This window comes from Variovorax sp. RA8, from assembly GCF_901827175.1.
GTDB lineage: Bacteria > Pseudomonadota > Gammaproteobacteria > Burkholderiales > Burkholderiaceae_C > Variovorax.
Window position 1 is genome coordinate 5,481,242 of the sequence record NZ_LR594662.1, and the last position, 25,429, is coordinate 5,506,670.

The window sequence follows — 25,429 nt, forward strand, 5'->3', positions numbered from 1 at the left end:
GAGGGCGCCTAGCCATGGACGCCCCGTAGGCAAGCCCACCCCAAGGCTTGTCACTTCAACTTTTGTCGGTACTTGTGTCGGTATCTTTTCTAACAGGCCCGGCAAAACGTCGCATTCATGCGGGTTGCAGCCTCCTTTTCGATTCCTGTCGAGGCACCAGCAAGTTGTTGATTGTTAAGAGATTTCCCGCTCGCCGGGACGGCGCCGGGACAAACTCTCGTGACGAATAGCGTGAACCCGTTCACTGAACGTACCTGCCCGCATGCGGCAAGCAGTTCAACATCCGCACATGGAAGATCAAAGCAGGTAAAGGGAAAACCTGCTCGCGGCGATGCAACGGCACGTTGAATTTCTCGCGCGCATGGGGATGGGAGCCGTGGTCCGCAGAAGAGAACGATCTAGTTGGACGACTGGCCAACGACGGGCTTAGAGACAGGGAGATCGGCGCGCTTTTAAACAGGCCGCTCGTGATCGTTGCTCAAAAGCGTCGTGCGCAAGGCCTCGGACATCTCCTCTCGATTCCATGGTCCCAGAGCGAAGTTGAACTTCTGCGAGACCTCAGCAACATCTTCACTAAGACAGAGATTGCCACGTTGCTCGATAGGACGCCCCGTGCGGTTGCAAACAAGCTTGAGAGGCTGGGTATCAAGCGCCCTGCCTCGTTTTACATCGCGATCGGGATGCCGCATGTTGCCTACCCGCCGGAACTCAGAGAAGGAATCGCCTTGCAAAAGCAACTCTAAAGAAGATCAAGGATGAAGAACATCGAGGCGCTGAGAGAGCACCTTTTCAAGCAGCTTGAAGTCCTAGACGATCCGAACGCAAAACCCGATTTCGATCGCCTTCGAGCGGTCTGCGCGGTGGCCGATCGCATCATCGATACAGCTCGCATCGAGGTCCAGCTTGCCGCCGTGATGAAGGGGGCGCTTGAGGTTCCCTTTTTAGAGACCCAGGCCGGCGAGCGTCCGGCGAACGACCCTCCGCAGCTTCCCCCGCTTGGCCAGACCCCGATGGAACGCGCCGCGGCCGGGTAATACTATCGCTTCTCACCGCTTGAACCCCTCAGGCCGAATCTCACCCCTTGAACACATATTGCCCGCACCTACATTGCCGCTGAGAGCGGGCAGCGCGCGACGCTCTCATGCCAGCCCCCTAGAACTGCCAAGTCGAAAGGAGTCAGAAAATGGCACTGGAGCTCTTACGTGAACTGGCGGCGCAACGGTTGCCGATCACCATCAGGGATCCCATCCTGGTCGATCGAATCCGCTTACTCCGACGAACCGAATGCATCGCCGCACTCACCTCGCCGATCGGGTCCGAGCATCCGTTTGCGACGGTACTGTGTGTAACCAAGAGGGGCCGAGAGGCTCTAAAACTAGCGAGCAAAGAGGATCACGAGTCGCGGTCGCGGCGTCCGTCAGCCCAGCTTTCGCATCGAGCGGGCTCGAAGGCCTCGCACAAGGTACAATGGCCCACTCGCTCACGACCGAGCGGGTCACCGTTTCTCACGGCGGAAAGTCGATCAATGTTGCCACCGACAAGAAAACTACTGGGCGACACTGCATCTCAAAGCACGTAGCGTGGACCGCGTAAGAGTTCACGACCACACATCGAAGCCCGCCGATCGCGGGCTTTTTCACGCCCGGCGTTCACTCGTCCATCTTTGCAATCACCGCCTGAACCTCTCCGTGGGCTCGAAAGGCGCACCCGCGGTCATCTCCCGCACAGGCTATAGCGCTTGGCTGATTGAGCGGCCAGGCAGGCGAACCGAAAATAGAAGCACGGTTTCGGCACACCTACCGGCAATCCGAGACTGCGAGGGCCCTCCGAACGAACGAAAGTTGGCGGAGGGCCCTTCGTTATCTTCGCTGCGTGCGTTGTTGGTCGGGTACTTGAGCTTCGGCTCCTTCGCGAACCAGGGGATCAGGCCCCACTGGCCCACCACGAGCTCGCGCTCGTAGCCTGCAGCAAGTCCGTGTTCGGCTCCGAAATGCGCTTGGTCGGCCTGGAGAGGGTCGATGGCGCCTGGGTGCTCCAGGAATGGAACTGCGAGGTCTCAACCTAAGGCAGCGGCGCCTCTCGCTGCCACATCACCGACGTGCCTGCGAAATCCGCGTGCTTGGCCCCTGCCATCGACTTGATCTTCTGCCCATCGAAGGCAAGCACACGCACAGTGCCATAGGCAGCGCTGCTGCCCTTCAGATCCACGTTCTTGACGGCATCGGGCCCGAAGGTAATCGGCCAGGCGGTCCACAGCGGTGATCCCACGTCGCGCGCCGAGTGCGTGCGCAGCGTCACCCCGCGCCCCGGGAACCACGTATCCGCGTACTTCTGGCTGAGTTCGTCGGAGGAGATCCAGCCCGCGGCCGGGCCCATCACCACGATGAAGTGCTTCACCTGCCCACTGGTGCCGGGCCCCTCCGCTGCCAGGACATCGGTCATGGCATCGCGCACGGCGCGTTCTGCGGCCGTGGCGGTGACCTGGTCCTGGTTGTGGCCCACGCTCACGGCGGTTAGGCCGAAGGCGCAAGCGGCCACCAGCAGCGCCCAGAGATGCGCGCGTCGCGCAGGAAAGGCGCGGCCCACCACCCATAGCACCAGCGCCGCCGCCCCGGCCACATACAGCGGCACCCAGAGCTGATGCAGCATGCGCCAGCGAGTGCCCGGGCCCCACACCACAGACACCGATTCCACGGCGACGGTGGGCGCGACGAGGCACAGCGCCACCATGATGATGTCTCGCGTGCTCCTGGCCGGCCTGGCGCCCTCCGCTGGCAGCTTCGGCATCAGCAGGTACACGCCGACTGCCAGCGCCAGCATGTTCGCCACCAGCATGGGATGGGCCAGGGGGCGAGGCGCCCACCAGAACAGGAACACAGGGAAGTCGGGATGCCATACGCCGGCGGCGATCGACTGCAGCAGGCCCGGCAGCGTGAAGGTGGTCTGGTAATACTGCGCCATCGTCGGCGACGAGGCGGTGCGCCAGATCAGCATGAAGACGGCGAAGACGCCAAGGAAGGGGATCGTGTCCTTCAGCGCTTTCACCAGGCGCGCGCGCAGGCCAGGACCGGCTGACACGAACGAGAGGTATGCAACGGCCAGGACGGCGCCGATCTGCAGCGTATAGCTGGCCAGGGCGACGAACCACAGCACCACCGAGGCGCCGTACCAGTGGACCGAGCCGGTGCGCAGGTAGTGCGTGAAGGCCCAGACGCACAGCAGCGACATCGACAGCGCGCCGATGAAGTTCCAGTAGATCAGGTCGCCGTAGCCGTTGGCCATGAAGATGGCGCAAAGGATGCCCACAGCGAGCGCGAAGGTGCGCGGGCCGAGCTGGCGCAGCAGCAGGTATGCCGAGGCACCGCACAGCAGGCTCATCAGGTAGCGGGCGAACAGCAGGCCGTTCTCGCGCCAGAGGATCAGCGGCTTGAATGCGATGTACCACCAGGGCGAGACCGGGTTGCGGTCGTTGGTCCCCCAGAACATGCGGGCGATCTCGGAGCCCTTGCCGGTCTGCAGCCAGCTGAGCCAGTTGCGATCCTCGCCCATGGGCCAGACGTTGAATCCGAGGGGATAGCCCATCTTCTGCATGACACGCAGGCCCACCAGGAACAGCAGCCAGGCCGCCGCGATGCGCGCGATGTCCTGCGCGCTTTCGTTCTTTCGCATTACTCCACTCCGGGCCACAGTGGCGGGCCGCAAGAGGAGGACTATAAGGGGCTCACCGCGGCCAGGCTTCGATCAGCGCGGCCCGCTTAGAGCGCTCGCACCCGTAGGCGCCGATCCACTCCATGGTCCAGTGCACAAGGTCTTTTGCTGTCGCGGCCTCCGGCATGTCGCCAGGCTTAGGGTAGCCCGTCACCAGCGCCACAGGAGGCGGGTCGATCTTCGCGGGCGCACGCGGCTGCATAGTTGAGCAGCCGGCCAGCAGATGGAGACAGAGGGCAAGAGGCAAGGTTTTGGGCGGCATGGTCGAGTTCCTTCACGATGCGGGTGATGTAGCGGGTCCGAACGATGATTTGCGCCGCCTCCTTGCGCTCTGCACGCCAGCGCGGCCGCGGTTGGCCTCGCGCTGGAGCTCGGCGCGCGCTTGGTACTCGGCCTGAGCGCGGGCATAGCCGGCCCGGTCAGCGTCGTGCAGAATCTTCCAGGCGCCAGCGGCGAGCGCCAGCAGCACCAGGGCGACAGCCATGAGCTTGGCAGTGAGGCTCATTGCTTCCGCCAGGGGCAGTTCACCGCGTGGTGCCCTACTCGCCCGCAGAAGCAGCAGGCGTCGCTGGTGGCATCAGCGCCTTCTGCGCCACGTTGGCCACGAAGTAGCCAGCCGTGACGCTGCCCCGAATCGTGAGCAATCCAGCTTGGTCGAGCAGCCCGAACCAGCGCATTGCCGGCGCCATCATGAGCAGGTAGCAGGCGATGCCGAACTTGCGGCTTGCCAGTTTGGCGGTCATGTCGTTCATGCGATGCACAGCCCATATTCAGCCTCGCGGCGGTTGACAAGGCCTGGCAGTTGCTTGCCGCCGGCGTAGACTCAGCGCTTTAGCTCGGCGCACCACTCAAGCGGCTGTGCACCGGCGTTGGCCTTCTGGACGAGCGTTGAGCCGCATAACTTGCCGCGACCTACGTTAAACGTGAAGCTCAGCAGGGCCACCTTTTGCCCGTCGGTCAGCGGGATCTGCACGCAATCGAGATCGTCGGCATGCTTGGGTCGCGGTAGGTGCGCAGCAACGTGCCCTCGTGTGTGGCAACGAAGGCGGCTGCAGCGGCGGCGACAACACCAATCTTCGCTGCGAGCCGAGCCTTTGAGCTCATTGCAAATCGCCCGGCCTGGTGAACTTGCCTTCAGCCCAGCGCTCAGCTTCACTCCCCATTCGCGTCGCCGGCCCCCGCTGTCACCACCAATGCCCCAGCCGCATCAAAGGCCAAGCCCTTGAGCGCACGAGTCACCGCATTGGGGAGAACGGGGCTCGCTGGATCGCCGGCGGGGAATCGCAGGCTGTTGTCCAGAGTCAACCCTTTGTCCTGGATCATCATCACGACCCGGTCGAAATCACGGTTCACGATGGGCTGCCCGACACGCTTCAGCCTCTGTCGGGAAGCCTGCGCAGGCTACGCCGAATCTCACGGCGGCACGTCGAATTGGAGCCACCACGACGAGAAAAACAAGCGGTGACTCCTGCATGTGAATGTGCCGTAACGTGGGCCGCGTAAGTGCCCACGACCAATCCTCCGACGCCCGCCCAGCGCGGGCTTTTTCACGCCGATCTGAACCTGGACGACTCGCGTGAACGCTCCATCGCATGTGAAAACTTCACATTTCGCATCATTTTTTCTATATATTGGTACGCCCCTGTATGCCGAGGTCCTCCAAGGAGCGTGCGATGGAGTCGGATTTTCATCTTCACAAGGTCCAAGTGCTCAGTCCGAAGGCTGCAAAGATTGCATTGCGGATGCTGGATGCCGATCCCGACATTCCCGTCGAATCAATCCTGGCGCTACGGCCGGCCTTGGTCGAGCGTTGCACTAAAGCTGAGCCTTTCGGGACCACCGACTGGATGACGATTGCCGCGATCGATCGCCCGGCTATTCGGCGAGTTGCCGGGCTCTTCGAAAGCCGCGAACAACGGCACGCTCGACTCTGGGTCACAAGCCTGCGCCAAGCCACCCAGAAAGCCCCGCGATCCGAGCCTGCCGACACCGCGCATCACTCACTTTGAAGAGCGCTCTCGACGAGGCCGCCACGACTGCACCAGATCCGGATCAGCGGCGCTCGTGAAAGGCCTGTGACGACAGGCGTCTTCTGTTGCCGCGCTTCTTGCGGTGGTTCATTATCGGCGCCGGCACCGCGCAGCCTCGTTGACGCGAGAATGGGTGCGACTTCTGTCGAGCGAGTCGAAGAACCCCCCAGAACTCTGGAGCACACCGACAACATCGACCCGGACCAGTCCATCGATAAGCGCGCGCGTCGAGAACCGCCGTTTCCACTGGATGTTCGCCCTCGGGCGGCTGGCGTGCGAGCTGTGGTGGATTCGTCGGCCTGCGATGTCCTCGACCGAAACGAAGCCCATTCCCATGACCGCACGACTTTCCGCCCCGCACGAGCGCGCCGTCCTAATCGGCCGCTTCCAGCCCTTCCATAACGCGCACCACGCCCTGCTGCGAAAGGCGCTGGACGCGGCGTCGCGCGTGGTGGTGGTGATCGGATCGGCCTTCCAGGCACGATCGCCGAAGAACCCCTTCACCTGGCAGGAACGCGCGGAAATGATCCGCCTGGCCCTCGCCGAGGCCGACCGCCCGCGCTTGCTCTTCGTGCCGATGCGCGACCACGTCGACGAGGAGCGCTGGTTCGCCGAGGTGCGCTTGGCAATCGATGCGGCGCTCGCCGCGAAGGGTGCGGCGCCTGCAACGGCCGACTCGACGGTGCTCGTCGGCCATGTGAAGGACGCCACGCGCGACTACCTGCACGGCTTCGAGGGCTGGACGCTGCAGACCGCCGAACGCGTCCACAGCGCAAGCGCGGCCACCGTGCGCGGTGCGATCTTCGGCGGTGCAAAGGAGGCGCCCGAGATACTGGCACGCGCGGTGCCCGCCGGCACGCTCGCCTTCTTGCGCCCCTGGATGGCGACACCGCTGCATGCGGCGCTGGCGCAGGAATGGGAGCTCCTGCGCCAACATGACGCGGCATGGTCGGTGGCGCCCTACCCGGTGGTGCTGGTCACGGTGGACTGCGTCGTGAAGTGCAGCGAACACGTGCTGCTGATTCGCCGCGGCCATTCACCCGGGAAGGGGCTGCACGCCTTGCCGGGCGGCTTCCTGGAACTGCGCGAGACCACTCTGCAGTCGGCGCTGCGCGAGCTCGAGGAGGAAACGCACCTGGCGCTGCCGGCCGCCGAACTGCTCGCCTGCCTCGCCCGCACGGAAGTGTTCGATCGACCTGATCGCAGCCAGCGCGGCCGCACGATCACCCACGGCCACTTCTTCGACCTGGGCGACCGGCATCCGCTGCCTGCCGTACGCGCGGACGACGACGCGGCTGCTGCGGAGTGGATCCCTATTACCGCCCTGCTGGGCCTGGAAGACCGGCTGCTGGACGATCACTTCCAGATGCTCGACCATTTCCTGGGCCTCCTGCCGCGCCCCGCCATTGACGCTTGAGGCGTCCTCTGGGCCGCGGCAAAGGCACGGGCGCTAGCCGCAGCGTATGCCCACCACGCGGCCGTTCGGCTCGATGTCGACGATCAGCCGTGCGGCATCGAAAGGTGTGTCGGGGTCGGTCGCCAGCACGAGGCGTGCTCGGCGGGCTCCCGTGCGCATGCGCATTTCCTCCAGCAGTGGAGCGGTGATGCGCCGGCCGAGCCCGAAGCGGGCACGCGCCGCGGTGCAGCGCGCAGGCGCGTCGACAAAGGCCGGCGGTGGCCGGGCTTCCGATGAGAGTGGCCGCGGCTCGCCGCGGAACTGGCAGCCGCCCAATATGACGAGCGACAGCAGAAGCAGCGCGCGGTACACAGGCAGCCCCGTCCGCGTCCGGGCCTCACAGCCGGTGCATGAGGTGGCCGTCGGCTTGGTCGCTGGCCGCGCCCCCTGCGGCCGATCGGACCTTGTTGGCGTGCTTGCGGACGCTCAGGACCACCACCGCCCACAGTACCACCTGCATGATCACGAAATGAACCAGCAGGGTCGGAACGTCCACCCGTCCCGCCGGGGCCTGCATCGTCGCAACGGCCAGGAAGAAGAAGGCCAGAATGCAAAAAGGCCGGAACCAATGCGACCTGCGTACATGCGCAAGGCGCAGGATCCAGGGAACGCCGGGGAAGCGCCGAAGTCGACGGCCCTGGGCCTCAGCCTCCTGCAGAAAAGGAACGATGAGAAAGTTGATGGCAATCAACAGAAGAAGCGTGTCCATGAGCTCGTCCAGTCGCTGAATAGGCGCGAATGATGCCGACCGCTGGCCCGAGCGAGAGGTGCGCTGCAACAATTGGTGAGATTCACCGGACGACGGCGCGCAAGAGCGGGAAATGATTCACGCGGCGAGGCGTTTCGATGCATTCAGCAGCTCGATCCGGTCCTGCTGTAGGCCACGACCCACGCCGGCGCATTGCCTTCTCCGGCAGGAGAGGAGTGGACCCGCGTCTAAGCTGCATGAACTGCAAACGCCAAGGTCTTCTGATCTTGCGAGAGCATCCTCCTGTACAGACAGCTCGACAGTTTCCTCCTCCCCGGCGCCCATGGCGCCGTTGCACAGCGCCCTGCGGGGCGCTGTTTTTTTGGGATGGCGACAGCCGCTGCCTCAGTGCGTCTCCCGCCACAAGGCCTGCACGTCCGCATGCAGCGACAGCGCCCAGGCCCGCCGGTCGCGGCCCCACGAGGGCTGAGGCTTTCCGAATCGCACGATTGCGAGGAGCGGCGGCGCCTTCAGCACCTTCCATAGCGAGGTAGGGAGGTTGTCCTCGCCGATGTAGCGCGGCGCCAGGCTGATCTCGCCAGTGGCGGCGTCGGCGAAGCGCAGGGCCATCGGCTGCACGGGCGCTCCCGATGAAATGGCGGCCTGCAGCAGGTTGGCATGGAAAGGGAGCACGGTGTTGCCGTCGCCGGTGGTGCCCTCTGGAAACACCGCGATCACGTCGCCCTCGCTGAGCGCCTCGGTCATGCTGTGCACCACGCGCAGCGCGTCGCGCCGGCGCTCGCGCTCGATATAAAGGGTGCCGGCGCCATTGGCCAAGGTACCGACCAGCGGCCAGTACTGGACGTTCGCCTTGGAGACGAAGCGCACGTGCCGCGCGGCGTGGACGGTGATGATGTCCAGCCACGACACATGATTGCTCACCACCAGGAGCGGCCCGCCCTGGGGCGGCGTGCCCTGCACCACGAGGCGGATGCCCATGATCGCGAGCATTCGCGCCGCCCAGGCCTGCACTCGCTGCTCGCGCTCGGCCTGGGAGAGCTTGGGGAACTTGGTGCGGATGGCCCACCAGCCGACATGCGCGTGAGCCAGCGCACGTATGAGCTTCAGGAACGCGGACAAGGACTGCATCGGGCGGCGATCGACCTCAACCGTGGACGATCCGCCCGCCGACCAGCGTGTGGCGCGGCTTGCCGCGCAAGGCATACCCGCCGAAGGGCGTGTGCTTGCCCTGGCTGCGCAGCGACTCGGGTAGGACCTGCCATTCGAGCGCGGGGTCGACGACGCAGACATCCGCCACCCCGCCCGGTGCCAATCGCCCTGCTTCGGTGGCCCCGATCAGCCGGGCGGGGGCAGCAGTCACCACTTCGATCGCGCGCAGCAGCCCCGCGCCGCTCTGCTCGCCCCACTGCAGCGCCAGCGGCAGCAGCAGTTCGAGCCCCGTTGCGCCCGGCTCGCTCTCGGCGAAGGGCAGGGTCTTGGCGTCGGCCTCGACCGGCGTGTGGTCGGACACCAGCGCGTCGATGGTGCCGTCGGCCAGCGCGGCCGAGAGTGCATCTCGGTCGCGCTGCTGGCGCAGCGGCGGATTGAGGCGAGCACGGCTGTCGAAGTAGCCGATGTCGGTGTCGGCCAGGTGCAGCGAGTTGATGCTGAGGTCGCAGGTGAGCGGCAACCCTTCGGCCTTCGCCGCACGCACCAGCGCCACGCCGGGCGCGCTCGAGAGGCGACACACGTGCACGCGCGCGTCGGTGGCACGCATCAGCTCGATGATGGTGAAGAGCGCGATGGTCTCCGCCGCCACCGGCACGCCAGACAGGCCCAGCCGGGTGGCGAGCGGACCGCTGGCGGCCACGCCGTGCCCGAGGTCGCGGTCCTGCGGCCGCAGCCACACGGTGTAGCCGAAGGTGCTGGCGTACAGCAGCGCGCGCTGCAGCACCTGCGTGTTGCTCAAGGGAACATCGGCCTGGCTGAAACCGATGCACCCGGCCTCGGTGAGCTCGGCCATCTCGGTCAGTACCTCGCCCTTCAGGCCACGTGTCAGCGCGCCCAGTGGGAACAGCCGGGCACTCTGCATTTTCTCGGCGCGGAACTTGAGCATCTCGACCAGGCCCGGCTCGTCGAGCACGGGATCGGTGTCGGGCGGGCAGACCAGGCTGGTCACGCCGCCGGCCGCGGCCGCGGCCATCTCGCTTTCCAGCATGCGCTCGTGCTCGTAGCCGGGCTCGCGCAAGCGCGCAGCCAGATCGACAAGGCCGGGCAAGACCAGGCAGCCTTGCGCATCGAGCGTGCGTTCGGGCTCGAAGTCGGCCGGTGTGCCGCCGATGGCGAGCACCTTGCCGTTGGCGATGGCCACGTCGGCCTGCTTGTCGAGCGCGGTGGCCGGATCGATGACCCGTCCGTTGGTGATCAGGGTTCTCATGCTTCGTTACCTGCCACGATGCTCATCACGGCCATGCGCACGGCAATTCCAAAAGTGACCTGAGGCAGGATCACGCTCTGCTGCCCGTCGACGACCGCCGAGTCGATCTCGACCCCGCGGTTGATGGGCCCCGGATGCATCACGATCGCATCGGGCTTGGCAAACTGCAGCTTCCCGGGCGTGAGGCCGTAGGTCTTGAAGAACTCCTGCGACGAGGGCAGCAGCGCCCCGCTCATGCGCTCGTTCTGGAGCCGCAGCATGATGATCACGTCGCAGTCCCGGATGCCTTCTTCGAGCGTGTGGCACACCCGCACGCCCATCTCTGCCATGTCGCGCGGCACCAGGGTCTTGGGGCCGACCACCCGGACTTCGGCGCAGCCCAGGGTGGTGAGCGCGTGGATGTCGGAGCGCGCCACGCGCGAGTGCAGCACGTCGCCCACGATCGCCACCGTGAGGTTGGCGAAATCCTTCTTGTAGTGACGGATCGTGTACATGTCGAGCAGGCCCTGGGTCGGGTGCGCGTGGCGGCCGTCGCCGGCATTCACCACATGCACGTGGGGCGCCACGTGCTGTGCGATCAGGTAGGGCGCACCCGATTCGCTGTGCCGCACGACGAACAGGTCGGCCGCCATCGCGCTCAGGTTGGCGATGGTGTCGAGCAGCGACTCGCCCTTGCTCGCGGAGGAGCGCGCGATGTCGAGATTGATCACGTCCGCCGACAGCCGCTTGGCGGCGATCTCGAAAGTGGTGCGGGTGCGCGTGGAGTTCTCGAAGAAGAGGTTGAACACGCTCTTGCCGCGCAGCAGCGGCACCTTCTTCACCTCGCGGTCGCTCACGCTGGTGAAATTGGCGGCGGTATCGAGGATCTGCGTGAGGATGGACTTGGGCAGGCCCTCGATGGACAGCAGGTGGATCAGCTCGCCGTTCTTGTTGAGTTGGGGGTTGCGTTTGTAAAGCATCAGGCTTGCTCCACCTGGAAGCTGAAAACCCCCTTGTCGTCGCGCGCAAGTGCGAGCGACTGCGCTGCCGGCAGTTCGAGCCGCGCGGCCGCGAAGTCCGCCGCCACGGGCAGCTCGCGACCGCCGCGATCGACCAGCACCGCCAGCCGCACGCAGCCCGGCCGACCGAAGTCGAACAGCTCGTTGAGCACCGCGCGGATGGTACGGCCGGTGTAGAGGACGTCGTCGAGCAGCAGCACGTCGGCGCCGTTCACATCGAAGGGCAGCGAGGTCTGGGCGCTCGCGGCCATGCCGCGGCGTGCAAAGTCGTCGCGGTGCATGGCCGAAGAGATGATGCCGGGCGCGCCGGTCAGACCCAGGTCCTTCTGGAGCCGCTCGACCAGCCAGGCGCCGCCGGACGTGACGCCGACCAGGCGCGTGTCCGGGCGCATCAGGGGCCTCACGCCGGCAAGCAGCTGGAGATAGAGCGCCTCGGCATTCGGCCCTCCCTTGCCCGGCACTGGCGTGTCCTCGCTGCCCCCATGGGCGCTCGCCCCGGGGGACGGCCCTTCGTTGCTCGGAATCGTATTCACGGGAGGGTCCTCAGAAACTGTTCAAGGATGATGCAGGCCGAGGCTGCGTCGGCGTCGCGTGCGCCGGCGGCCAGGGCCTCTGTCGTGCTGTAGCGTTCGTCGACTTCGTAGACCGGGAGACGAAAGCGCCCCCTCAGTTGCCGGACGAAGCGCTGGGCGGCACGGGTGTTGTCGTGCGCCGCGCCGTCGGGGTGATAGGGCACTCCCACCACGAGCGCGTCGGGCTGCCACTCTCGGATGCGGGCTTCGACCTGAGCGAAGCGGGCGTCGCCCTCGGCCTTGATCGTGGCCTGCGGCGTGGCGCTGCGCAGCAGCCGATTGCCGCTCGCGACGCCGGTGCGCTTCTGCCCGAAGTCGAAGGCCAGGAAGCTTTGGAAATGGGGAGGAACGGAAGCAGGAGGGGCAGCGCTGTCGGGCATTGCCTCAACCCTCATGCATGCCCCGCTTCGGGCGACAGCGTCCAGGCCTGAAGGCCCAGCAGCGACAAGGCCTTGTCGTAACGCTGCTCGATGGGTGTGTCGAAGATCACCGCCGGGTCGGCGCCCACGGTGAGCCAGCTGTTCTCTGCCAGCTCGGATTCCAGCTGGCCCTCGCCCCAGGCGGCATAGCCCAGCGAGACCAGCACCTTGCGCGGGCCGGCGCCGGTTGCCAGGGCCTCCAGCACATCCTTGGAAGTGGTCATCTCCAGGCCGCCAGGAATGGTCATGGTCGAGGCATAGACCGACTCGTTCGGTTTCTCGCCTTCCCCGAACACCGCCTCGTGCAGCACGAACCCGCGCTCGGTCTGCACCGGGCCGCCCTGGAACACCGGAGCACTGCCGAGTTCGGGGCGCGCCAGGCGCAGCTCGATCTTCTCGAACAGTACGCCGAGATTGATGTCGCTGGGCTTGTTGATCACGAGGCCGAGCGCGCCGCGCTCGCTGTGCTCGCAGAGGTAAACCACGCTGCGGCTGAAGGCCTTGTCCGTCAGACCCGGCATCGCAATCAGGAAATGATGCGTAAGGTTCATCGGGGCAGAATCGAGGGCCATGCCGCCGATTTTACTGGCCGTTGACAAGACCTACGCCAAGGGCCTCATGTGGTTCCGCCGCGACCTGCGGGTAGACGACAACGCGGCCCTCTACCACGCGCTGCGCGCCTGCCGGCAGCTGCTCTGCGTCTTCGTGTTCGACCGGGCGATCCTCGATGCGCTGCCGCGCGCGGACCGGCGCGTGGAATTCATCCGCGAATCGCTGGTCGAGCTGGAGGCAGAGCTGCGCACCCTCGGCGGCGGACTGATCGTGCGCCATGCGGTGGCGGAGGAAGAGATCGCACCGCTTGCGCGCGCCTTGGAGGTGCAGGCGGTGTTCGCGAACCGCGACGACGAGCCCGCAGCGCTGGCGCGGGACGCGAAGGTCCTGGGAGCGCTGGCCAACGGCGGCATCAGCTTCCACACCTACAAGGACCAGGCCATCTTCGAGCGCGATGAGGTGCTGACGAAGACCGGCCAGCCCTACACCGTCTTCACCCCCTACAAGCGCGCCTGGCTGGCCAAGGTGGATGCCTTCTACCTCAAGCCCTATCCGGTGCGCAGCCACACCGACGCGCTGGCGCCCGCGGCGGGAGACTTTCGCTCGCCGGTCCCGAGGCTGACCGAGATCGGCTTCGAGAGTAGCAACCTCTCCGAACTGGAGATCCCGACCGGCAGCCGAGGCGGCGCGGCGCTCTTCGAGGACTTCTTCCAGCGCATCGACCGATACCATCAGGCTCGCGACTACCCGGCCGTGCGCGGGCCCAGCTACCTCGGCGTACACCTGCGCTTCGGCACCGTCTCCGTCCGGCAGCTCGCGGGCGTGGCGCACCAATTGGCGCTGCAAGGCGATGCCGGCGCGTCGACCTGGCTGGGAGAGCTGATCTGGCGCGACTTCTTCTTCCAGGTGCTCGCGCATCACCCGCAGATCGGCGAAGGCAAGAGCTTCAGGCCGGAATACGACCGTATCCAGTGGCACCACGGCAAGCACGCCGACATGCTCTTCGACGCTTGGTGCTGCGGACGCACCGGCTATCCGTTGGTCGACGCCGCCATGGCGCAGATCAACCAGAGCGGCTACATGCACAACCGCCTGCGCATGGTCGTGGCCAGCTTCCTGTGCAAGAACCTCGGCCTGGACTGGCGGCGCGGCGAGCGCTACTTCGCGCTGCAGCTCAACGACTTCGAGCTGGCGTCGAACAACGGCAACTGGCAGTGGGCCAGTTCCAGCGGCTGCGATGCGCAGCCCTACTTCCGGATCTTCAACCCCGTCACGCAGAGCGAGCGTTTCGACCCGGAAGGGAAGTTCATCCGCCGCTACCTGCCGCAGCTTGCAAAGCTGCCCGGCACGAGCATCCACGCGCCGTGGACCGTGGCACCGCTGGAGCTGGAAGCGGCTGGGGTGCGGCTGGGCGACAACTATCCGGAGCCGATCGTCGACCACGCCGAGGCGCGGGCGCGCACGCTGCAGCGCTATGCAGTCGTGCGGGAGGCGAAGAGTGGAAGGAAGGGCCGCGCCTGAGGTGCCGCCCGACCCCGCTCAGGCCGCCATGGCCTGCTGCGGTGCCTCGGCGCTGGTGTAGTGCCGCACCAGCCGCAGGAGTTCGTCTTCCGCGTAGGGCTTGCCGAGATAGTGGTTGACGCCAAGCGCGCGCGCATGATCGTGGTGCTTTTCCGCGATGCGCGAGGTGATCATGATGATCGGTAGGTCGGCCAGGGAGGCGTCGGCGCGGATGTTGCGCGCGAGGTCGAAGCCATCCATGCGCGGCATCTCGATGTCCGACAACACCACCGAGGGCCGCTCCTGCTGCAGGCGCTCGAGCGCCTGCAGGCCATCGGCCGCCAGCGACACGCGATAGCCCTCGCGTTGCAGCAGGCGCTGCGTGACGCGGCGCACGGTGATCGAGTCGTCGACCACCAGCACCAGCGGGATCTGCGGCGGTGCCGCCTGGGTCACCACGGCATCCGCGCCGCGCATCGAGGCAGCGGCCGATGCGCCGCTGGCCTGGAACTGCCGCGCCTGCTCGCCATGCACCGCGGCCAACGCGACGGGGTTGTAGATCAGCGCGACCGCACCGGAAGCCAGCACCGAGATGCCGGCCATGCCCGGCAGCCGCGAGAGCTGCGGACCGAGGTTCTTGACCACTACTTCCTGGTTGCCCAGCACTTCGTCCACATGCAAGGCCACCCGCTGGGCCGCGCTTCGCACGATGACGATGGTGTTGGTCTTGGCCATCCCGCGCTCGCTGCGCGCGGACGACTGCAGCAGCGCACCGGCCCAGAAGAAGGGCACCTGCTCGCCGCCGAACGAATAGCGCTGCTCAAGGTATGCGGTCTCGAGCTCGGAGGCACCGGCGCGCTGCACGAGTTCCACCAGGTTCGACGGCACGCCGATCGACGTGGCGCCGGCACGCAGCATGACCACGTGCGTCACCGCCGTGGTCAACGGCAGCACCAACTTGAACTGCGTGCCCTCGCCCGGCTTGCTCTGGATCTCGATGCGGCCGCCGAGCGCCGCGACCTGCGCGCGCACCACGTCCATGCCGATCCCGCGGCCGGCCAGTTCGGACACTTGCTCGGCGGTCGAGAAGCCGGGGGTGAAGATCAGCTCGGCCGCCTCGTCCTCGTTCGGATGGTGATCCGCGGCGATCAGGCCCAGCGCGCGAGCACGCTCGACGATGCGACGGTGGTTGAGCCCCGCGCCGTCGTCGCGGAAGCTCACCGAAACGTCGTTGCCCTCGTGGTGCAGTTCGATGGCGATCAGGCCGTTCGGTTCCTTGCCGGCCTTCTCGCGCGCCGCCGCATCTTCGATGCCGTGTGCGACACAGTTGCGCAGCAGGTGCTCGAAGGCAGGCGTCATGCGGTCCAGCACGCCACGGTCCATCTCGATGCTGCCGCCGACGATGTCCAGGCGCACCTGCTTGCCAGTGTCTTTGGAGGCCTGCCGCACCACGCGGTAGAGGCGCTCGGAAATGCCCTCGAACTCCACCATGCGCGTGCGCAGCAGCCCGCGCTGCAGCTCGCGCGTTTGGCGGGCCTGTGCGCTGAGGTCGTCTTCCGTGGCCTGCACGGTCTTCTGCAGCGTGCGCTGCACGGTCGCCACGTCGTTGACGGACTCCGCCATCATCCGCGTGAGCTCCTGCACGCGCGTGAACCGGTCGAACTCGAGCGGATCGAAGCCCTGCTGCGAATCCTTGGCCTGGGCCAGGCGCGACTGCATCTGGCTCTCGGCCTGCACCTCGATGTCGCGCAGCTGCTGGCGCAGGCGGTCGAGGTTGCCGGTCAGATCGCCGAGCGAGCTGCGCAGTTGGCCCAACTCGGCCTCCAGGCGCGAGCGGGTGATGATGACCTCGCCGGCTTGCGCCACCAGGCGGTCGAGCAGGTGGGTACGGATACGCACCGCCTGGCTGGACAATGGGCGCAGCGGCGTGAGCGCCGAAGGGGAAGGCAGCGCCACTGCGGAGCGCGGCGCTTGTTCGTCGGGTCCGCCATCCGCAGGCGCGACGAACTCGGCAGCGGCTTCCGTCTCCGTCGCTTCCTGACCTGCTTCGGCGGCGGGCGCCACGGCAACGGCCCGCTTCGCCAGCTCGCTCTGCATCGCATCATCGGCGGCGCGCAGCGCATCGAAGGTGGCCTGCAGCGCGTCGAAGCGCGCCAGCAGCTGCTCGACGGCACCGCGCTCGGCCCCCTCTGCGCCGATGGCCTCGATCTCGGACTCCATGCGGTGCGCGCGCTCGCCCAGGCGCATGGCGCCGGCCAGCCGGGCACTGCCCTTGAGCGTGTGCAGCGTGCGCAACGTCGCGGCGCGCGGGGCCGGGTCGTCCAGGTGCTGCGACCATTCGCGCAGCGCGCCACCCAGTTGCGGCAGCAGCTCGGCCGCCTCCTCCTCGAAGATCGGGAACAGGTCGACGTCGACCGCATCGGCCACGTCGATCGCATCCTCGCCCTCGTCGAGCGCCACATCGGCGCCGCCGGGACGCATTACAGCGGCTGCGGCCGCGACCGTCTCGCCGATCTCGAGGGGCATCGGCGATTCCGCCACCTCGCGCAGTGCGCGCAACGTCGCGGCGGCAGGCTCCTTGAGGAAGCCGGCCGCGAACTGGTGCAACAGGCGCCGCAGTTCCTCCGCCGCGGCCATCAGCACTGCGCCCTGTGCCGGCGTGCCGCCGCGGCCCTGCATGTACAGGTGCTGCAGCGCGGCCTCGAAGGAACGCGCCATGTCCGACAGGCCCTGGAAGCCGACGGTCGAAGAGCTGCCCGCCAGCGAATGAGCCAGGTTGATGGCGGATTCCGGCACCTGCCGGTGCGATTCGAGCGCCCATTCGCCGACTTCGTTGGCCAGTTGCCGCGACCACTCGTCGGCCTCGACGAGATACACGTTGTAGAGCGCGATGCCGATGCGCAGCGGGCCGATCACCTTGACCTGGTCGTCGACGCCAGCCACCGACAGCATCTCCGCCGGCACGGCTTCCTCGAACGCAGGGGCGGCGACGGACGGCTCGGGCAAGGGTTGGGGTTCGGGCTCCGGCTTGATACGCGGCTCGCCGAATGCTTCTTCGGGTGCGGAATCCAGGCGCAGTTCCAGCGAAAGTTCCGGCAAGGGCTCGTGCCGGGGCTCTTCCTCCACCGATGCTTCTTTCAGCAGGGGAACGGGAAGCACATCGGGCTCAGGGGCGACGGCGGGCTCGGCCGCCGGGGCGGGCAGCGAAGGCTCGATGCTCGCCTGCGCGGTTTCGAGGAAGTCGATCTCTTCCAGCTCGGCCGGCAGCTGCGGCTCTTCCAGCGGCGGCTTCGACCGGTCGTCGAAGTCGAGGAAATCGGTCGACGCGAAATCGTCGTCGGCAGTGGGCGGATGCGCCTGCACCTCGGCGCTCGCGGGTTCGGCCTCGGCGGCGCGCGGCGCTTCTGCGGGTGCATCGAAAGTCAACGGCCCCAGCTCCAGGTCGGGCAGTTCCGGCAGAGGCAGCGGCTCGGGCTGCGGCAACGGTTCAGGCTGCGCCTCGGGCGCCGCCTTGACGTCGGCCATGGTCTCCTCGGCTGCGATGTGGCGCGCCGCCGCGACCAGGGTATCGGGGTCGGCCATGGGCGCGTGCGGCGCGATCGGCTCGCCGGTGCGCAAGGACTCCGCGATACTGCGGAATGGCGCGGATTGCCAGCCGTGCGGCTCGTTGGCGGCGATGGCCTCGACCCATTTCGCGAAATCGGTCAGCGCGCGGCGCGTGCCGGCAAGCAGTTCCGGCGTGGCCGGGCGCTGGTCGGCCAGCCAGGTATTAAGCACCTGTTCGAAGGACCAGGCGGCCTCGCCGAAGTCCATCAGCCCGACCATGCGCGAGCTGCCCTTGAGGGTGTGGAAGGCTCGGCGCAGCACAGTCAGCTCGCCGCTGTCGTCCGGGCGCGAGCCGAGCGCCGAGACCGCGGCCAGGCCATTGTGTAGCACCTCGCGGGCCTCATCGAGGAAGATGTTCTGGAGATCGTCCTCTTCCAGCTCCCGCACTTCGGTATCGGGCAAGGCTTCCAGCGGTGCCGGGCCGGTGATCTTGGCAGTCCAGCTCGCGCTCGGGCGGCTGACTTCCTCGATCGGTGGCGGCGGCGCCTTGCGCGCCGGCGTCGCCAGAGCGGCGAGCTTGGCCGCGATCTGGGCATCGACCTCCTCGACGCTGAGCACGGTTTCGGTGACCGAGACCGGTCCGGAGGCCGAGGCGAAGGAGGCCGGCGCCGCCGCTTCGGACGCGGCTGCCTCGGCAGCCTGGCGGCCCATCAGGGGCTTGAGCTCGCCGGCGTCGGCGTCGAACACGAACAGGCGTTTCGCGAGTGCTGGCTGGTAGCTCAGCATGTCGATGAGGAAGCCGAGCGCGCCCAGGTTGTTGCCGAGCGGGTCGAAGTCGGTGGCGTCGCTGGCGGATGCCTCCACGGCCAACAGGCGATCGACGTTCTCGCGCATGCGTTGCACGGTCTGGGCCGCCTGGTCGAGCCCGAGCACCGAGAACACGCCCTTCATCTGCAGCAGCTGCGTCGGCACCGTGCGCAACAGGCCTTTCTCGGTCGGCCGGCGGAAGAACTGGTCGAGCGACTTCTCGAGCTCGCTCAAGTGACTGCGCAGCTCGCCGACCACGGTGCCCATGGTCTGGCGGTCGCTCACGCGGCGGTACAGCTCCTCCATCCAAGGCTCGAGCGGCTCCGAACGGCCACCTTCACGCGCGCGCTCGATGCGCCCGGCCAACTGGACGGTACGCGCTGTGAGCTGGCGATCATGCGGGTCGAGGTCCTCGAAGGCGGCCTCGAGGTAGAGCACCGAGGTCGCGACCTCCATCGCCAACTCGGTGCCTGGCGGCCGGCCCGAACGCATCGAGGCGTCGACCGCGTTGTTCAAGGCCTGCACCATCGGCAGGCTGGGCGGATGCAACTTCTGCAGCGACTCGCCGAGCTGCGCGAACGTGTCGGCCACCTGACGCGTGCGCGTGACGTCACCGCCCGAGAGCGCCGACCACATTTCCTTCGCTGTCTCGATTCGCTTGCGCGCCTGCATCAGTACCTGCGGTTCGAAGCGGCCGAACTGCTCGATCGTGTAGTCGACCTTCTGCTCGTTGGCCACGCCCCAGGCAACCCGCACCGCGCGCAGCGTGGCTGCCTCGTCGCGTGGACCCGGCACGGCCTGCGCGCAGAAGAACAGCAGGTCCTGCCCAAGACGGTCGGAAACGGTGTTGTCGCCGCGCGCCAAGGTGGCGTATTGCAGCAGCACGCGGGAGGCGGCGCGCTTGACGTGGGCGTCGGCGGGGATCAATGCCAGCGCCAGCGCCTCGAAGAAGCCGGCCGCCAGCGTCCAGAAGCTGGCCACGCGCGGCAGCGAGGCGCCGCGGCCCAGGCTCAGGCACAGGGCCTGAAGCCGACGCGCGGCCTGGTCGTCGCCGTTCTTGACGATCTTGAGCACCTCGCGGTCAAGCTTGGAACGCACCGCGGGGTCGTACACCATCGCCGTCTGAGTGGGCGAGGGCTTGATCTCGGCCCAGCGCCAATTCATGTCCCAGAGGTCGGCCGGATGGACGCGCTCATTGCCCACAAGCTCGAGCACATCGCGATACTGCGGGAACAGCGCCACCGAGGACACGGTCTTGCCTGCCAGCTGCGCGTTGAGGAAGTCGGCGACAGCGAAGCCCGCCCGGTCGATCTTCTGGGCCGCGGCTTCGGTGCAGCGCCCCGGCTCGGAGACGAAGCTCTGGACGGCGAACTCCATCGCCCCCAGCACCAGCGCGGGGGCCGGGTGCCCCACCATCTGCAGCGCGCCGACGGCCTGGTGCAACTGCTGCCTGGCCAGGCGCAGCGGTGCCGTATCGGCTTCGGCGCTGCCGCTGCTCTCTCGCGCGAAGCGCTTCAGCGTCCTGCTGGCGTTGTCGAGCGACTTCTGGATCTCTCCGAGCACCCAGGCCAGTGGCCCGAGATCTTCATGGGCCGGCGCGGGACCGGCTTTTGGGGCGGTGGCGGGGCTTTGGATCGACACGTTGGATGCTCGGGGTTCAGGCAATCTTGAAGCGGGCCACCGACTGGCGCAGTTCCTCGGCCATGTGCGAGAGCTCGCGCACCTGCTGGGCCGTGGTCCGCGTGCCTTCGCCAGTCTGCTCGGTCACGGCGAAGATGTGCTGGATGTTGGCGGCGACCACGTTGGCCGAATCGGCTTCGCGCGATGCGGACTGCGAGATCTGCTCGATCAGGTCGGCCAGCCGGCGCGACACGCGGTCGATCTCGGACAGCGCAGTACCGGCGTTGTCGGAGAGCTTGGCCCCCTCGACCACGCCCTGCGTGGAGCGCTCCATGGCGCCGACTGCGTCCTGCGTGTCGGTCTGAATGGCCTTCACCAGCGCCGAGATCTGGCGCGTGGCGTCGGCGGAGCGCTCTGCCAGACGCTGCACTTCTTCCGCCACCACCGAGAAGCCGCGGCCGGCTTCGCCGGCGGACGCAGCCTGGATGGCGGCGTTCAGGGCCAGCACGTTGGTCTGCTCGGTAATGTCCGAGATCAGCTCGGTGATTTCGCCGATCTCCTGGGACGATTCGCCAAGGCGCTTGATCCGCTTGGAGGTTTCCTGGATCTGGTCGCGGATCGAATTCATGCCGCCGATCGCGTTCTGCACCGCCTGCAGGCCGGAGGACGCAGCCTGCAGCGACTGGCGCGCCACCGTGGCCGATTCCTGCGCCTGGGATGAGACGCCGTTGATGCGCTCCGCCATGGTCAGCACCGACTGGCCGGTCTCGCGGATCTCGCGAAGCTGCTCGGTGGACGCCGCCAGCAGCTCGGTCGAGGTGCTTTCCACCTGCGAGGTGGTCTGCGCCACGCGAGTGGCCGTGTTCTGCACGTTACCCACCAGCAAGCGCAGTTCCTCCACCGTGTAGTTCACCGAGTCGGCGATGGCGCCGGTGATGTCCTCGGTCACGGTAGCTTCCTGGGTCAGGTCGCCCTCCGCCACGGTCTGCAGTTCATTCATGAGCCGCAAGATCGCAGCCTGGTTGGCGGCATTGACGCGACCGGCGTCCTCGCTGGCGCGCTCGGCGGCGATCCGCTCGCGTTCGGCGGCCAGCGCCCGCTCGCGGCCCTCTCGCACCTGCACGAAGCCGATCGCACCGGCGAGCGCCAGGGCGGCCAGCGACAGTACGAAGAGCATCACCACCGTGCCGGCGCCGAGGCCGGTGCGAGCCGAGAGCTTCTCCTGCAGGTCGCTGAGCGAGGTGCGCAGCGGCTCGCTATCGGCCAGGATCGCGGCCTGCGCCTCACGTGCGGCCACCAGGCCCTGGAGGTTCCCGAGAATGGCGCCAGCCTGCGTCCGGGTCTGCTCGTAGGTCTTGAGGATCGTCTCGAGCTGCTGACGCGTCTGCGGGTCGCGTGTGCCAGGCAGGCGCTGCTGTGCATTGCCTTCGAGCAGGCCGCGGGTGACCTCCTGGAAGGTGTTCAGGTCCTTGCCCAGCAGGAACACGGCATCGGGGCTCACGCCCTCGACCGTCAGGAATTCGTTGGCCGACTTGCCAATGCGCTGCGTCAGCATCACCAGCTGGCCTGCGGCCGAGATTTCGGGCAGAGTCGCGTTCTGCTGCATCTTCAGCGAGGCCACCGTCTCGGTCATTTCGAGGAGGTCCGAGGACTGGCGGTTGATATCGCGCAGCGCGGTGCCGACCTGCGTCAGGATCTTCTGTTGCGCCAACACAGCCTTGGCGCTCTTGTCGGCACGCTCGACCAGCGGGTTGATCTTGGCGAGCTCGGCGTCGTACTGGGAGCCCACGCGCTCCAGCTTGAGCGCGTCGTCACCGTTGGTCAGGCCCTGCACACGGCGCGTCAGATCGTCCGAGCTCTCCTTCACCTCCGTGAATGCCGGCACGTTGCCCACCAGGGCCTGCGATACCGACTTGGCCAGGCGCTGCGATTGCATCAGCGATTGGCCGGTGGCAGCCACCTGCTGCGCCAACCGTTCGGCGCGCAGGATGGCGGAGCCGGCCACCAGCAACAGCAGGAGCACCACGGCCGCGAGCACGATCGCCAGCACGCGCTGCTGGCGCGCGGGATTGGAGCGCAGCGAGCCTCCGCCGGCAGCCGGCTCAGAGGGCGCGGCGCCGGGGCTTTCGGCCAGGACGGGGTCATTGTCGATCGCGGCGGCCGGGGATTGGTCGTTGGCAGCGTCCATGGCGAGAACCACCGTCTCGGGTGCCGCATCGGGCGTTGAATCGCGTCGGATTCGCACCGTCTTCTCCTCGGGCGGTTGCAAGGTGTCGCCGCCGTCCATCGACAACGTCGACCCGCTGTCGACACGCACAGTGACGTTGTCGCCACCCGCAGGCAGGAATTTCTTGAACTTGTCGGCGATCGAGCTCACGGTCGGTCCTTCAGGTAAGTGGTCGGTGCAAGGCGCTGCGCTCAGGCGCCGATACTCAAAAATTGCGGTTGCTGCGACAGCGCCTGCAGGTTGATTTCCTGCCAGCGCTCACCGGTCGCGTCGGTGTAGGCGTGCCCCAGCCAGGCAGGGGCGTCGCCGTCCGGCGCCTCCGATGCGGTGAAGGCTTCCACGCCGCGCAGACCCACCAAGCGGTCGATCAGCAGCGCGCAGTTGACTTCCAGCATTTCATTGAGCGCCACCAAGCGCGACTGAGCGCGCGCCGCCTCGCTGCCAGCGGGGGCCTCTCCGGAAGCGAAGGTGGACAGTTGCACGATGCCGTACAAGCCGCCGCGCAAGTTGGCGACGCCCAGGAACCAGGGCTGTGCGTACGGCACCGCCTGCGGCGGGGTCCACGGAAAGATCTCGCCGGCATGCCCGAGCGGAAACAGGTACTTCGCTTCGCCCGCCTCCACGGCGAGCCAGGAGGCGGACACGCCCGAAGTGCGCGCCGCCTGCAGGCGACTGGCGAGCCGGGACTGGAAAGCGCGTAGAGCGTCGCGGTTGGCCATGTACGAGGAGGAAGAAAAAGCCTCGCGGTCAGGCCAGCGCGCTGATCTTGGCAATCAGCTCGGCCGCATTGACCGGCTTGACGATGTAGTCGCGAGCGCCCTGCCGCATGCCCCAGAGCCGGTCGGTCTCCTGGTTCTTGCTGGTGCACATGATGATGGGCACCGACGCGTACTGCGGGTTGCGCGCGATCGCGCGTGTGAGCTGGAAGCCGTTCTGACCCGGCATCACGATGTCCATGAGGATCAGGTCGGGCTGCTCTTCCTCGAGGCGGCGCATGGCGTCCTCCGCGTTCTCGGCGGTCTTTACCGAGAAGCCGTTCTTCTGGAGAAGATCGGTCAGGAAGATCAACTCCGTCTTGGAGTCGTCGACCACGAGCACTTTGCGAATAGCCATTACTGCACTTCCTGCGAAACGACGCCGAACTGCTGCACGGCCTGCAGCAGCTGGTCTTTGGTGAAGGGTTTGGTGAGGTAGTCCTGGGAGCCGACCATACGGCCGCGCGCCTTGTCGAATACGCCGTCCTTGGAGGACAGCATCACGACCGGCACACTGGAGAAGTGGGCGTTGCGCTTGATGATGGCGCAGGTCTGGTAGCCGTCGAGACGCGGCATGAGAATGTCGCAGAAGATCAGGTGCGGCTTGTGGTCGTTGACCTTCGACAGCGCATCGAAACCGTCCTCCGCCAGCAGCACCTCATGGCCGCCCTGCTTGAGGAAGATTTCGGCACTGCGCCGGATGGTGTTGCTGTCGTCGATGACGAGAACCTTGTAACCGGATCCATTCGAGCTCATTCTCGCCGCTCCTTTGTGACACTCTAAGACCGAAACGCCCCTTATGGGGCGCAAGAAGCACGGCCCTGTGCCATGCTTCAGATTTCAACCATCTCGAAGTCTTCCTTGCGCGCCCCGCATTCGGGACAGGTCCAATTCATCGGAACATCTGCCCATGCCGTGCCTGGCGCAATACCATCTTCGGGCACCCCCACCGATTCGTCATAGATCCACCCGCAAATCAGGCACATCCAGGTTTTCGTGTTCATCGCAGCTTAAAGTCCCTGTTCATAGAATGCAACGATCGTATCCAGACGTATCAAAAAATCGCGTGATAAGCGTCTCGGATACGCCACCATTTGGTAGGCCCTGCTGCACATGACAACTTACTTATTACCAATGGAGCAAGGCTACAAAGTGAGCGATCTTACCGACCCCACCAGCGACGAAGTCAGCGCGGAGAGCGAACCGACCCTGCCCTGCGTTCTGGTCTTCAACGCGAGCGATCCCAGCGGTGCCGGCGGCCTTGCCTGCGACGCGGTGGCCATTGCCTCGGTCGGCGCTCACATGCTGCCGGTCGTGACCGGTGCCTATGCGCGCGACACCTCCGAGATCTTCGACCACTTTCCCTTCGATGAGGAGGCCGTCGCCGAACAGGCGCGCACGATCCTGGAGGACGTGGAGGTCCAGCTGATCAAGGTGGGCTTCGTGGGCTCTCCGGAGAACCTGAGCACCGTGGCCGAGACCGCGACCGACTACCCCGAAGTACCCGTGGTCGCCTACATGCCCAACCTGTCCTGGTGGGAGGACACGCAGATCGAGGCCTATCTCGACGCCTTCCGCGAGCTGGTGTTGCCGCAGACCACCGTGCTGGTCGGCAATCACAGCACGCTGTGGCGCTGGCTGCTGCCGGACTGGGCCGGCGAACGTCCGCCCAGCGCGCGCGACATCGCACGCGCTGCGGGCGAGATGGGCGTGCCCTACACGCTGGTGACGGGGATGGTGCTGCCCGACCAGTACTTCGACAACGTCCTGGCCTCCCCGCAATCCGTGCTCGCCAGCGAGAAGTACGAGCGGCTCGACGCCGTGTTCGCCGGCGCCGGCGACACGCTCTCCGCCGCGCTGGCTGCACTCCTGGCCAGCGGCACCGACCTGGCCGCTGCCGCCACCGAGGCGCTGAGCTACATGGACCGCTGCCTGGATGCGGGTTTTCGCCCCGGCATGGGCCATGTATTGCCCGACCGGCTCTTCTGGGCCCAGCCCGAGGAGGAAGAGGAGAATGACGACCCCCTCTCACCCATTGATCTCGCCCTGCCGCCACACGACACCCGACACTAGTTGAACTCGCCCCCAGGCTGGCTCATGTCGCGAGCCGCCCC

The 25,429-nt window shown here is 66.7% G+C and carries 26 protein-coding genes; 6 read left to right on the forward strand and 20 right to left on the reverse strand.

Annotation, left to right across the window (positions count from 1 at the left end; translation table 11 throughout):
* The first annotated feature begins 344 nt into the window (after positions 1–344).
* Both E5P3_RS26145 and E5P3_RS26150 read left to right on the forward strand, forming a co-directional pair.
* The gene (locus E5P3_RS26145) at positions 345–743 is read left to right on the forward strand and encodes a hypothetical protein (RefSeq protein ID WP_162588624.1); all 399 of its coding nucleotides are present in this window, start codon (positions 345–347) and stop codon (positions 741–743) included.
* Between the two features lie 12 nt (positions 744–755).
* Entirely contained in the window at positions 756–1,034 is a 279-nt protein-coding gene (locus E5P3_RS26150; RefSeq protein ID WP_162588625.1) for a hypothetical protein, read from the forward strand.
* A 1,027-nt stretch (positions 1,035–2,061) separates the two neighbouring features.
* Here the strand turns inward: E5P3_RS26150 and E5P3_RS26155 are convergent.
* From E5P3_RS26155 to E5P3_RS26180, 6 genes are all read right to left on the reverse strand, one after another.
* On the reverse strand, positions 2,062–3,669 hold the full coding sequence (locus tag E5P3_RS26155) for a hypothetical protein (protein ID WP_162588626.1): 1,608 nt from the start codon (positions 3,667–3,669) through the stop codon (positions 2,062–2,064).
* A gap of 52 nt (positions 3,670–3,721) precedes the next feature.
* On the reverse strand, positions 3,722–3,970 hold the full coding sequence (locus E5P3_RS26160) for a hypothetical protein (protein WP_162588627.1): 249 nt from the start codon (positions 3,968–3,970) through the stop codon (positions 3,722–3,724).
* A 12-nt stretch (positions 3,971–3,982) separates the two neighbouring features.
* Positions 3,983–4,213 (reverse strand): hypothetical protein, encoded by a 231-nt coding sequence (locus tag E5P3_RS26165; RefSeq protein ID WP_162588628.1) that lies wholly within the window; start codon positions 4,211–4,213, stop codon positions 3,983–3,985.
* A 34-nt stretch (positions 4,214–4,247) separates the two neighbouring features.
* Positions 4,248–4,451, reverse strand: coding sequence for a hypothetical protein (locus E5P3_RS26170; protein ID WP_162588629.1), 204 nt, complete (start codon positions 4,449–4,451; stop codon positions 4,248–4,250).
* An 80-nt stretch (positions 4,452–4,531) separates the two neighbouring features.
* Positions 4,532–4,681, reverse strand: coding sequence for a glycoside hydrolase family protein (locus E5P3_RS35915; RefSeq protein ID WP_232073314.1), 150 nt, complete (start codon positions 4,679–4,681; stop codon positions 4,532–4,534).
* A 179-nt stretch (positions 4,682–4,860) separates the two neighbouring features.
* Entirely contained in the window at positions 4,861–5,061 is a 201-nt protein-coding gene (locus E5P3_RS26180) for a hypothetical protein (protein WP_162588630.1), read from the reverse strand.
* A gap of 320 nt (positions 5,062–5,381) precedes the next feature.
* On the opposite strand from E5P3_RS26180, the gene E5P3_RS26185 reads away from it, so the two are divergent.
* Together E5P3_RS26185 and E5P3_RS26190 are read left to right on the forward strand one after the other, a co-directional pair.
* The gene (locus E5P3_RS26185) at positions 5,382–5,717 is read left to right on the forward strand and encodes a hypothetical protein (protein WP_162588631.1); all 336 of its coding nucleotides are present in this window, start codon (positions 5,382–5,384) and stop codon (positions 5,715–5,717) included.
* Positions 5,718–6,072: 355 nt separating this feature from the next.
* The gene (locus E5P3_RS26190; protein ID WP_162588632.1) at positions 6,073–7,155 is read left to right on the forward strand and encodes an NUDIX domain-containing protein; all 1,083 of its coding nucleotides are present in this window, start codon (positions 6,073–6,075) and stop codon (positions 7,153–7,155) included.
* 33 nt (positions 7,156–7,188) lie between these two features.
* Here E5P3_RS26190 and E5P3_RS26195 read toward each other — a convergent pair whose 3' ends face one another.
* The 8 genes from E5P3_RS26195 to E5P3_RS26230 form a co-directional block, all read right to left on the reverse strand.
* Positions 7,189–7,506: a hypothetical protein gene (locus tag E5P3_RS26195; protein ID WP_232073315.1), complete on the reverse strand. Its 318-nt coding sequence runs from the start codon at positions 7,504–7,506 to the stop codon at positions 7,189–7,191.
* Positions 7,507–7,531: 25 nt separating this feature from the next.
* Entirely contained in the window at positions 7,532–7,975 is a 444-nt protein-coding gene (locus E5P3_RS26200) for a hypothetical protein (protein WP_162588633.1), read from the reverse strand.
* A 312-nt stretch (positions 7,976–8,287) separates the two neighbouring features.
* Positions 8,288–9,031: a lysophospholipid acyltransferase family protein gene (locus tag E5P3_RS26205; RefSeq protein ID WP_162588634.1), complete on the reverse strand. Its 744-nt coding sequence runs from the start codon at positions 9,029–9,031 to the stop codon at positions 8,288–8,290.
* Between the two features lie 16 nt (positions 9,032–9,047).
* Positions 9,048–10,319: a dihydroorotase gene (locus E5P3_RS26210; protein WP_162588635.1), complete on the reverse strand. Its 1,272-nt coding sequence runs from the start codon at positions 10,317–10,319 to the stop codon at positions 9,048–9,050.
* Entirely contained in the window at positions 10,316–11,278 is a 963-nt protein-coding gene (locus E5P3_RS26215; RefSeq protein ID WP_162588636.1) for an aspartate carbamoyltransferase catalytic subunit, read from the reverse strand. Before E5P3_RS26215 ends, E5P3_RS26210 begins: the two co-directional genes overlap by 4 nt.
* A complete protein-coding gene (pyrR, locus tag E5P3_RS26220; RefSeq protein ID WP_162589877.1) occupies positions 11,278–11,778 on the reverse strand; it encodes a bifunctional pyr operon transcriptional regulator/uracil phosphoribosyltransferase PyrR in 501 nt (166 codons plus the stop codon). The genes E5P3_RS26215 and pyrR overlap by 1 nt, the downstream gene beginning before the upstream one ends.
* 68 nt (positions 11,779–11,846) lie before the next feature.
* Positions 11,847–12,269 carry a Holliday junction resolvase RuvX gene (ruvX, locus tag E5P3_RS26225; protein WP_162588637.1) on the reverse strand — a complete coding sequence of 141 codons (423 nt, stop codon included), beginning with the start codon at positions 12,267–12,269 and terminating at the stop codon, positions 11,847–11,849.
* Between the two features lie 11 nt (positions 12,270–12,280).
* A complete protein-coding gene (locus tag E5P3_RS26230; protein ID WP_068683590.1) occupies positions 12,281–12,880 on the reverse strand; it encodes a YqgE/AlgH family protein in 600 nt (199 codons plus the stop codon).
* Here E5P3_RS26230 and E5P3_RS26235 point away from each other — a divergent pair.
* Positions 12,879–14,381, forward strand: a complete 1,503-nt coding sequence (locus tag E5P3_RS26235; RefSeq protein WP_162588638.1) for a cryptochrome/photolyase family protein — start codon at positions 12,879–12,881, stop codon at positions 14,379–14,381. The two genes, E5P3_RS26230 and E5P3_RS26235, sit on opposite strands and share 2 nt — an antisense overlap.
* 18 nt (positions 14,382–14,399) lie before the next feature.
* Here E5P3_RS26235 and E5P3_RS26240 read toward each other — a convergent pair whose 3' ends face one another.
* From E5P3_RS26240 to E5P3_RS26265, 6 genes are all read right to left on the reverse strand, one after another.
* Positions 14,400–20,354, reverse strand: coding sequence for an Hpt domain-containing protein (locus tag E5P3_RS26240; protein ID WP_162588639.1), 5,955 nt, complete (start codon positions 20,352–20,354; stop codon positions 14,400–14,402).
* A gap of 16 nt (positions 20,355–20,370) precedes the next feature.
* Complete coding sequence (locus tag E5P3_RS26245; RefSeq protein WP_162588640.1) at positions 20,371–22,710, reverse strand: methyl-accepting chemotaxis protein; 2,340 nt, start codon at positions 22,708–22,710, stop codon at positions 20,371–20,373.
* A gap of 41 nt (positions 22,711–22,751) precedes the next feature.
* Positions 22,752–23,279 (reverse strand): chemotaxis protein CheW, encoded by a 528-nt coding sequence (locus E5P3_RS26250; protein WP_162588641.1) that lies wholly within the window; start codon positions 23,277–23,279, stop codon positions 22,752–22,754.
* 28 nt (positions 23,280–23,307) lie between these two features.
* A complete protein-coding gene (locus tag E5P3_RS26255) occupies positions 23,308–23,673 on the reverse strand; it encodes a response regulator (protein ID WP_068683498.1) in 366 nt (121 codons plus the stop codon).
* Positions 23,673–24,071: a response regulator gene (locus tag E5P3_RS26260; RefSeq protein WP_068683500.1), complete on the reverse strand. Its 399-nt coding sequence runs from the start codon at positions 24,069–24,071 to the stop codon at positions 23,673–23,675. The genes E5P3_RS26255 and E5P3_RS26260 overlap by 1 nt, the downstream gene beginning before the upstream one ends.
* Before the next feature lie 77 nt (positions 24,072–24,148).
* Positions 24,149–24,319, reverse strand: coding sequence for a rubredoxin (locus E5P3_RS26265; protein ID WP_088955233.1), 171 nt, complete (start codon positions 24,317–24,319; stop codon positions 24,149–24,151).
* 109 nt (positions 24,320–24,428) lie between these two features.
* Between E5P3_RS26265 and thiD the strand changes: the two genes are divergently transcribed.
* Complete coding sequence (gene thiD, locus E5P3_RS26270) at positions 24,429–25,388, forward strand: bifunctional hydroxymethylpyrimidine kinase/phosphomethylpyrimidine kinase (protein WP_162588642.1); 960 nt, start codon at positions 24,429–24,431, stop codon at positions 25,386–25,388.
* Positions 25,389–25,429 lie beyond the last annotated feature (41 nt).

What these genes read in the sequence shown, in the direction of transcription:
- E5P3_RS26260 (WP_068683500.1), bottom strand. Translation starts at nt 24,071, where the DNA reads ATGAGCTCGAATGGATCCGGTTACAAGGTTCTCGTCATCGACGACAGC.
- E5P3_RS26205 (WP_162588634.1), bottom strand. Translation starts at nt 9,031, where the DNA reads ATGCAGTCCTTGTCCGCGTTCCTGAAGCTCATACGTGCGCTGGCTCAC.
- E5P3_RS26185 (WP_162588631.1), top strand. Translation starts at nt 5,382, where the DNA reads ATGGAGTCGGATTTTCATCTTCACAAGGTCCAAGTGCTCAGTCCGAAG.
- E5P3_RS26265 (WP_088955233.1), bottom strand. Translation starts at nt 24,319, where the DNA reads ATGAACACGAAAACCTGGATGTGCCTGATTTGCGGGTGGATCTATGAC.
- E5P3_RS26210 (WP_162588635.1), bottom strand. Translation starts at nt 10,319, where the DNA reads ATGAGAACCCTGATCACCAACGGACGGGTCATCGATCCGGCCACCGCG.
- E5P3_RS26160 (WP_162588627.1), bottom strand. Translation starts at nt 3,970, where the DNA reads ATGCCGCCCAAAACCTTGCCTCTTGCCCTCTGTCTCCATCTGCTGGCC.
- E5P3_RS26230 (WP_068683590.1), bottom strand. Translation starts at nt 12,880, where the DNA reads ATGGCCCTCGATTCTGCCCCGATGAACCTTACGCATCATTTCCTGATT.
- E5P3_RS26235 (WP_162588638.1), top strand. Translation starts at nt 12,879, where the DNA reads ATGCCGCCGATTTTACTGGCCGTTGACAAGACCTACGCCAAGGGCCTC.
- E5P3_RS26190 (WP_162588632.1), top strand. Translation starts at nt 6,073, where the DNA reads ATGACCGCACGACTTTCCGCCCCGCACGAGCGCGCCGTCCTAATCGGC.
- E5P3_RS26255 (WP_068683498.1), bottom strand. Translation starts at nt 23,673, where the DNA reads ATGGCTATTCGCAAAGTGCTCGTGGTCGACGACTCCAAGACGGAGTTG.
- E5P3_RS26250 (WP_162588641.1), bottom strand. Translation starts at nt 23,279, where the DNA reads ATGGCCAACCGCGACGCTCTACGCGCTTTCCAGTCCCGGCTCGCCAGT.
- ruvX (WP_162588637.1), bottom strand. Translation starts at nt 12,269, where the DNA reads ATGCCCGACAGCGCTGCCCCTCCTGCTTCCGTTCCTCCCCATTTCCAA.
- E5P3_RS26150 (WP_162588625.1), top strand. Translation starts at nt 756, where the DNA reads ATGAAGAACATCGAGGCGCTGAGAGAGCACCTTTTCAAGCAGCTTGAA.
- E5P3_RS26215 (WP_162588636.1), bottom strand. Translation starts at nt 11,278, where the DNA reads ATGCTTTACAAACGCAACCCCCAACTCAACAAGAACGGCGAGCTGATC.
- thiD (WP_162588642.1), top strand. Translation starts at nt 24,429, where the DNA reads ATGACAACTTACTTATTACCAATGGAGCAAGGCTACAAAGTGAGCGAT.
- E5P3_RS26170 (WP_162588629.1), bottom strand. Translation starts at nt 4,451, where the DNA reads ATGACCGCCAAACTGGCAAGCCGCAAGTTCGGCATCGCCTGCTACCTG.
- E5P3_RS26165 (WP_162588628.1), bottom strand. Translation starts at nt 4,213, where the DNA reads ATGAGCCTCACTGCCAAGCTCATGGCTGTCGCCCTGGTGCTGCTGGCG.
- E5P3_RS26155 (WP_162588626.1), bottom strand. Translation starts at nt 3,669, where the DNA reads ATGCGAAAGAACGAAAGCGCGCAGGACATCGCGCGCATCGCGGCGGCC.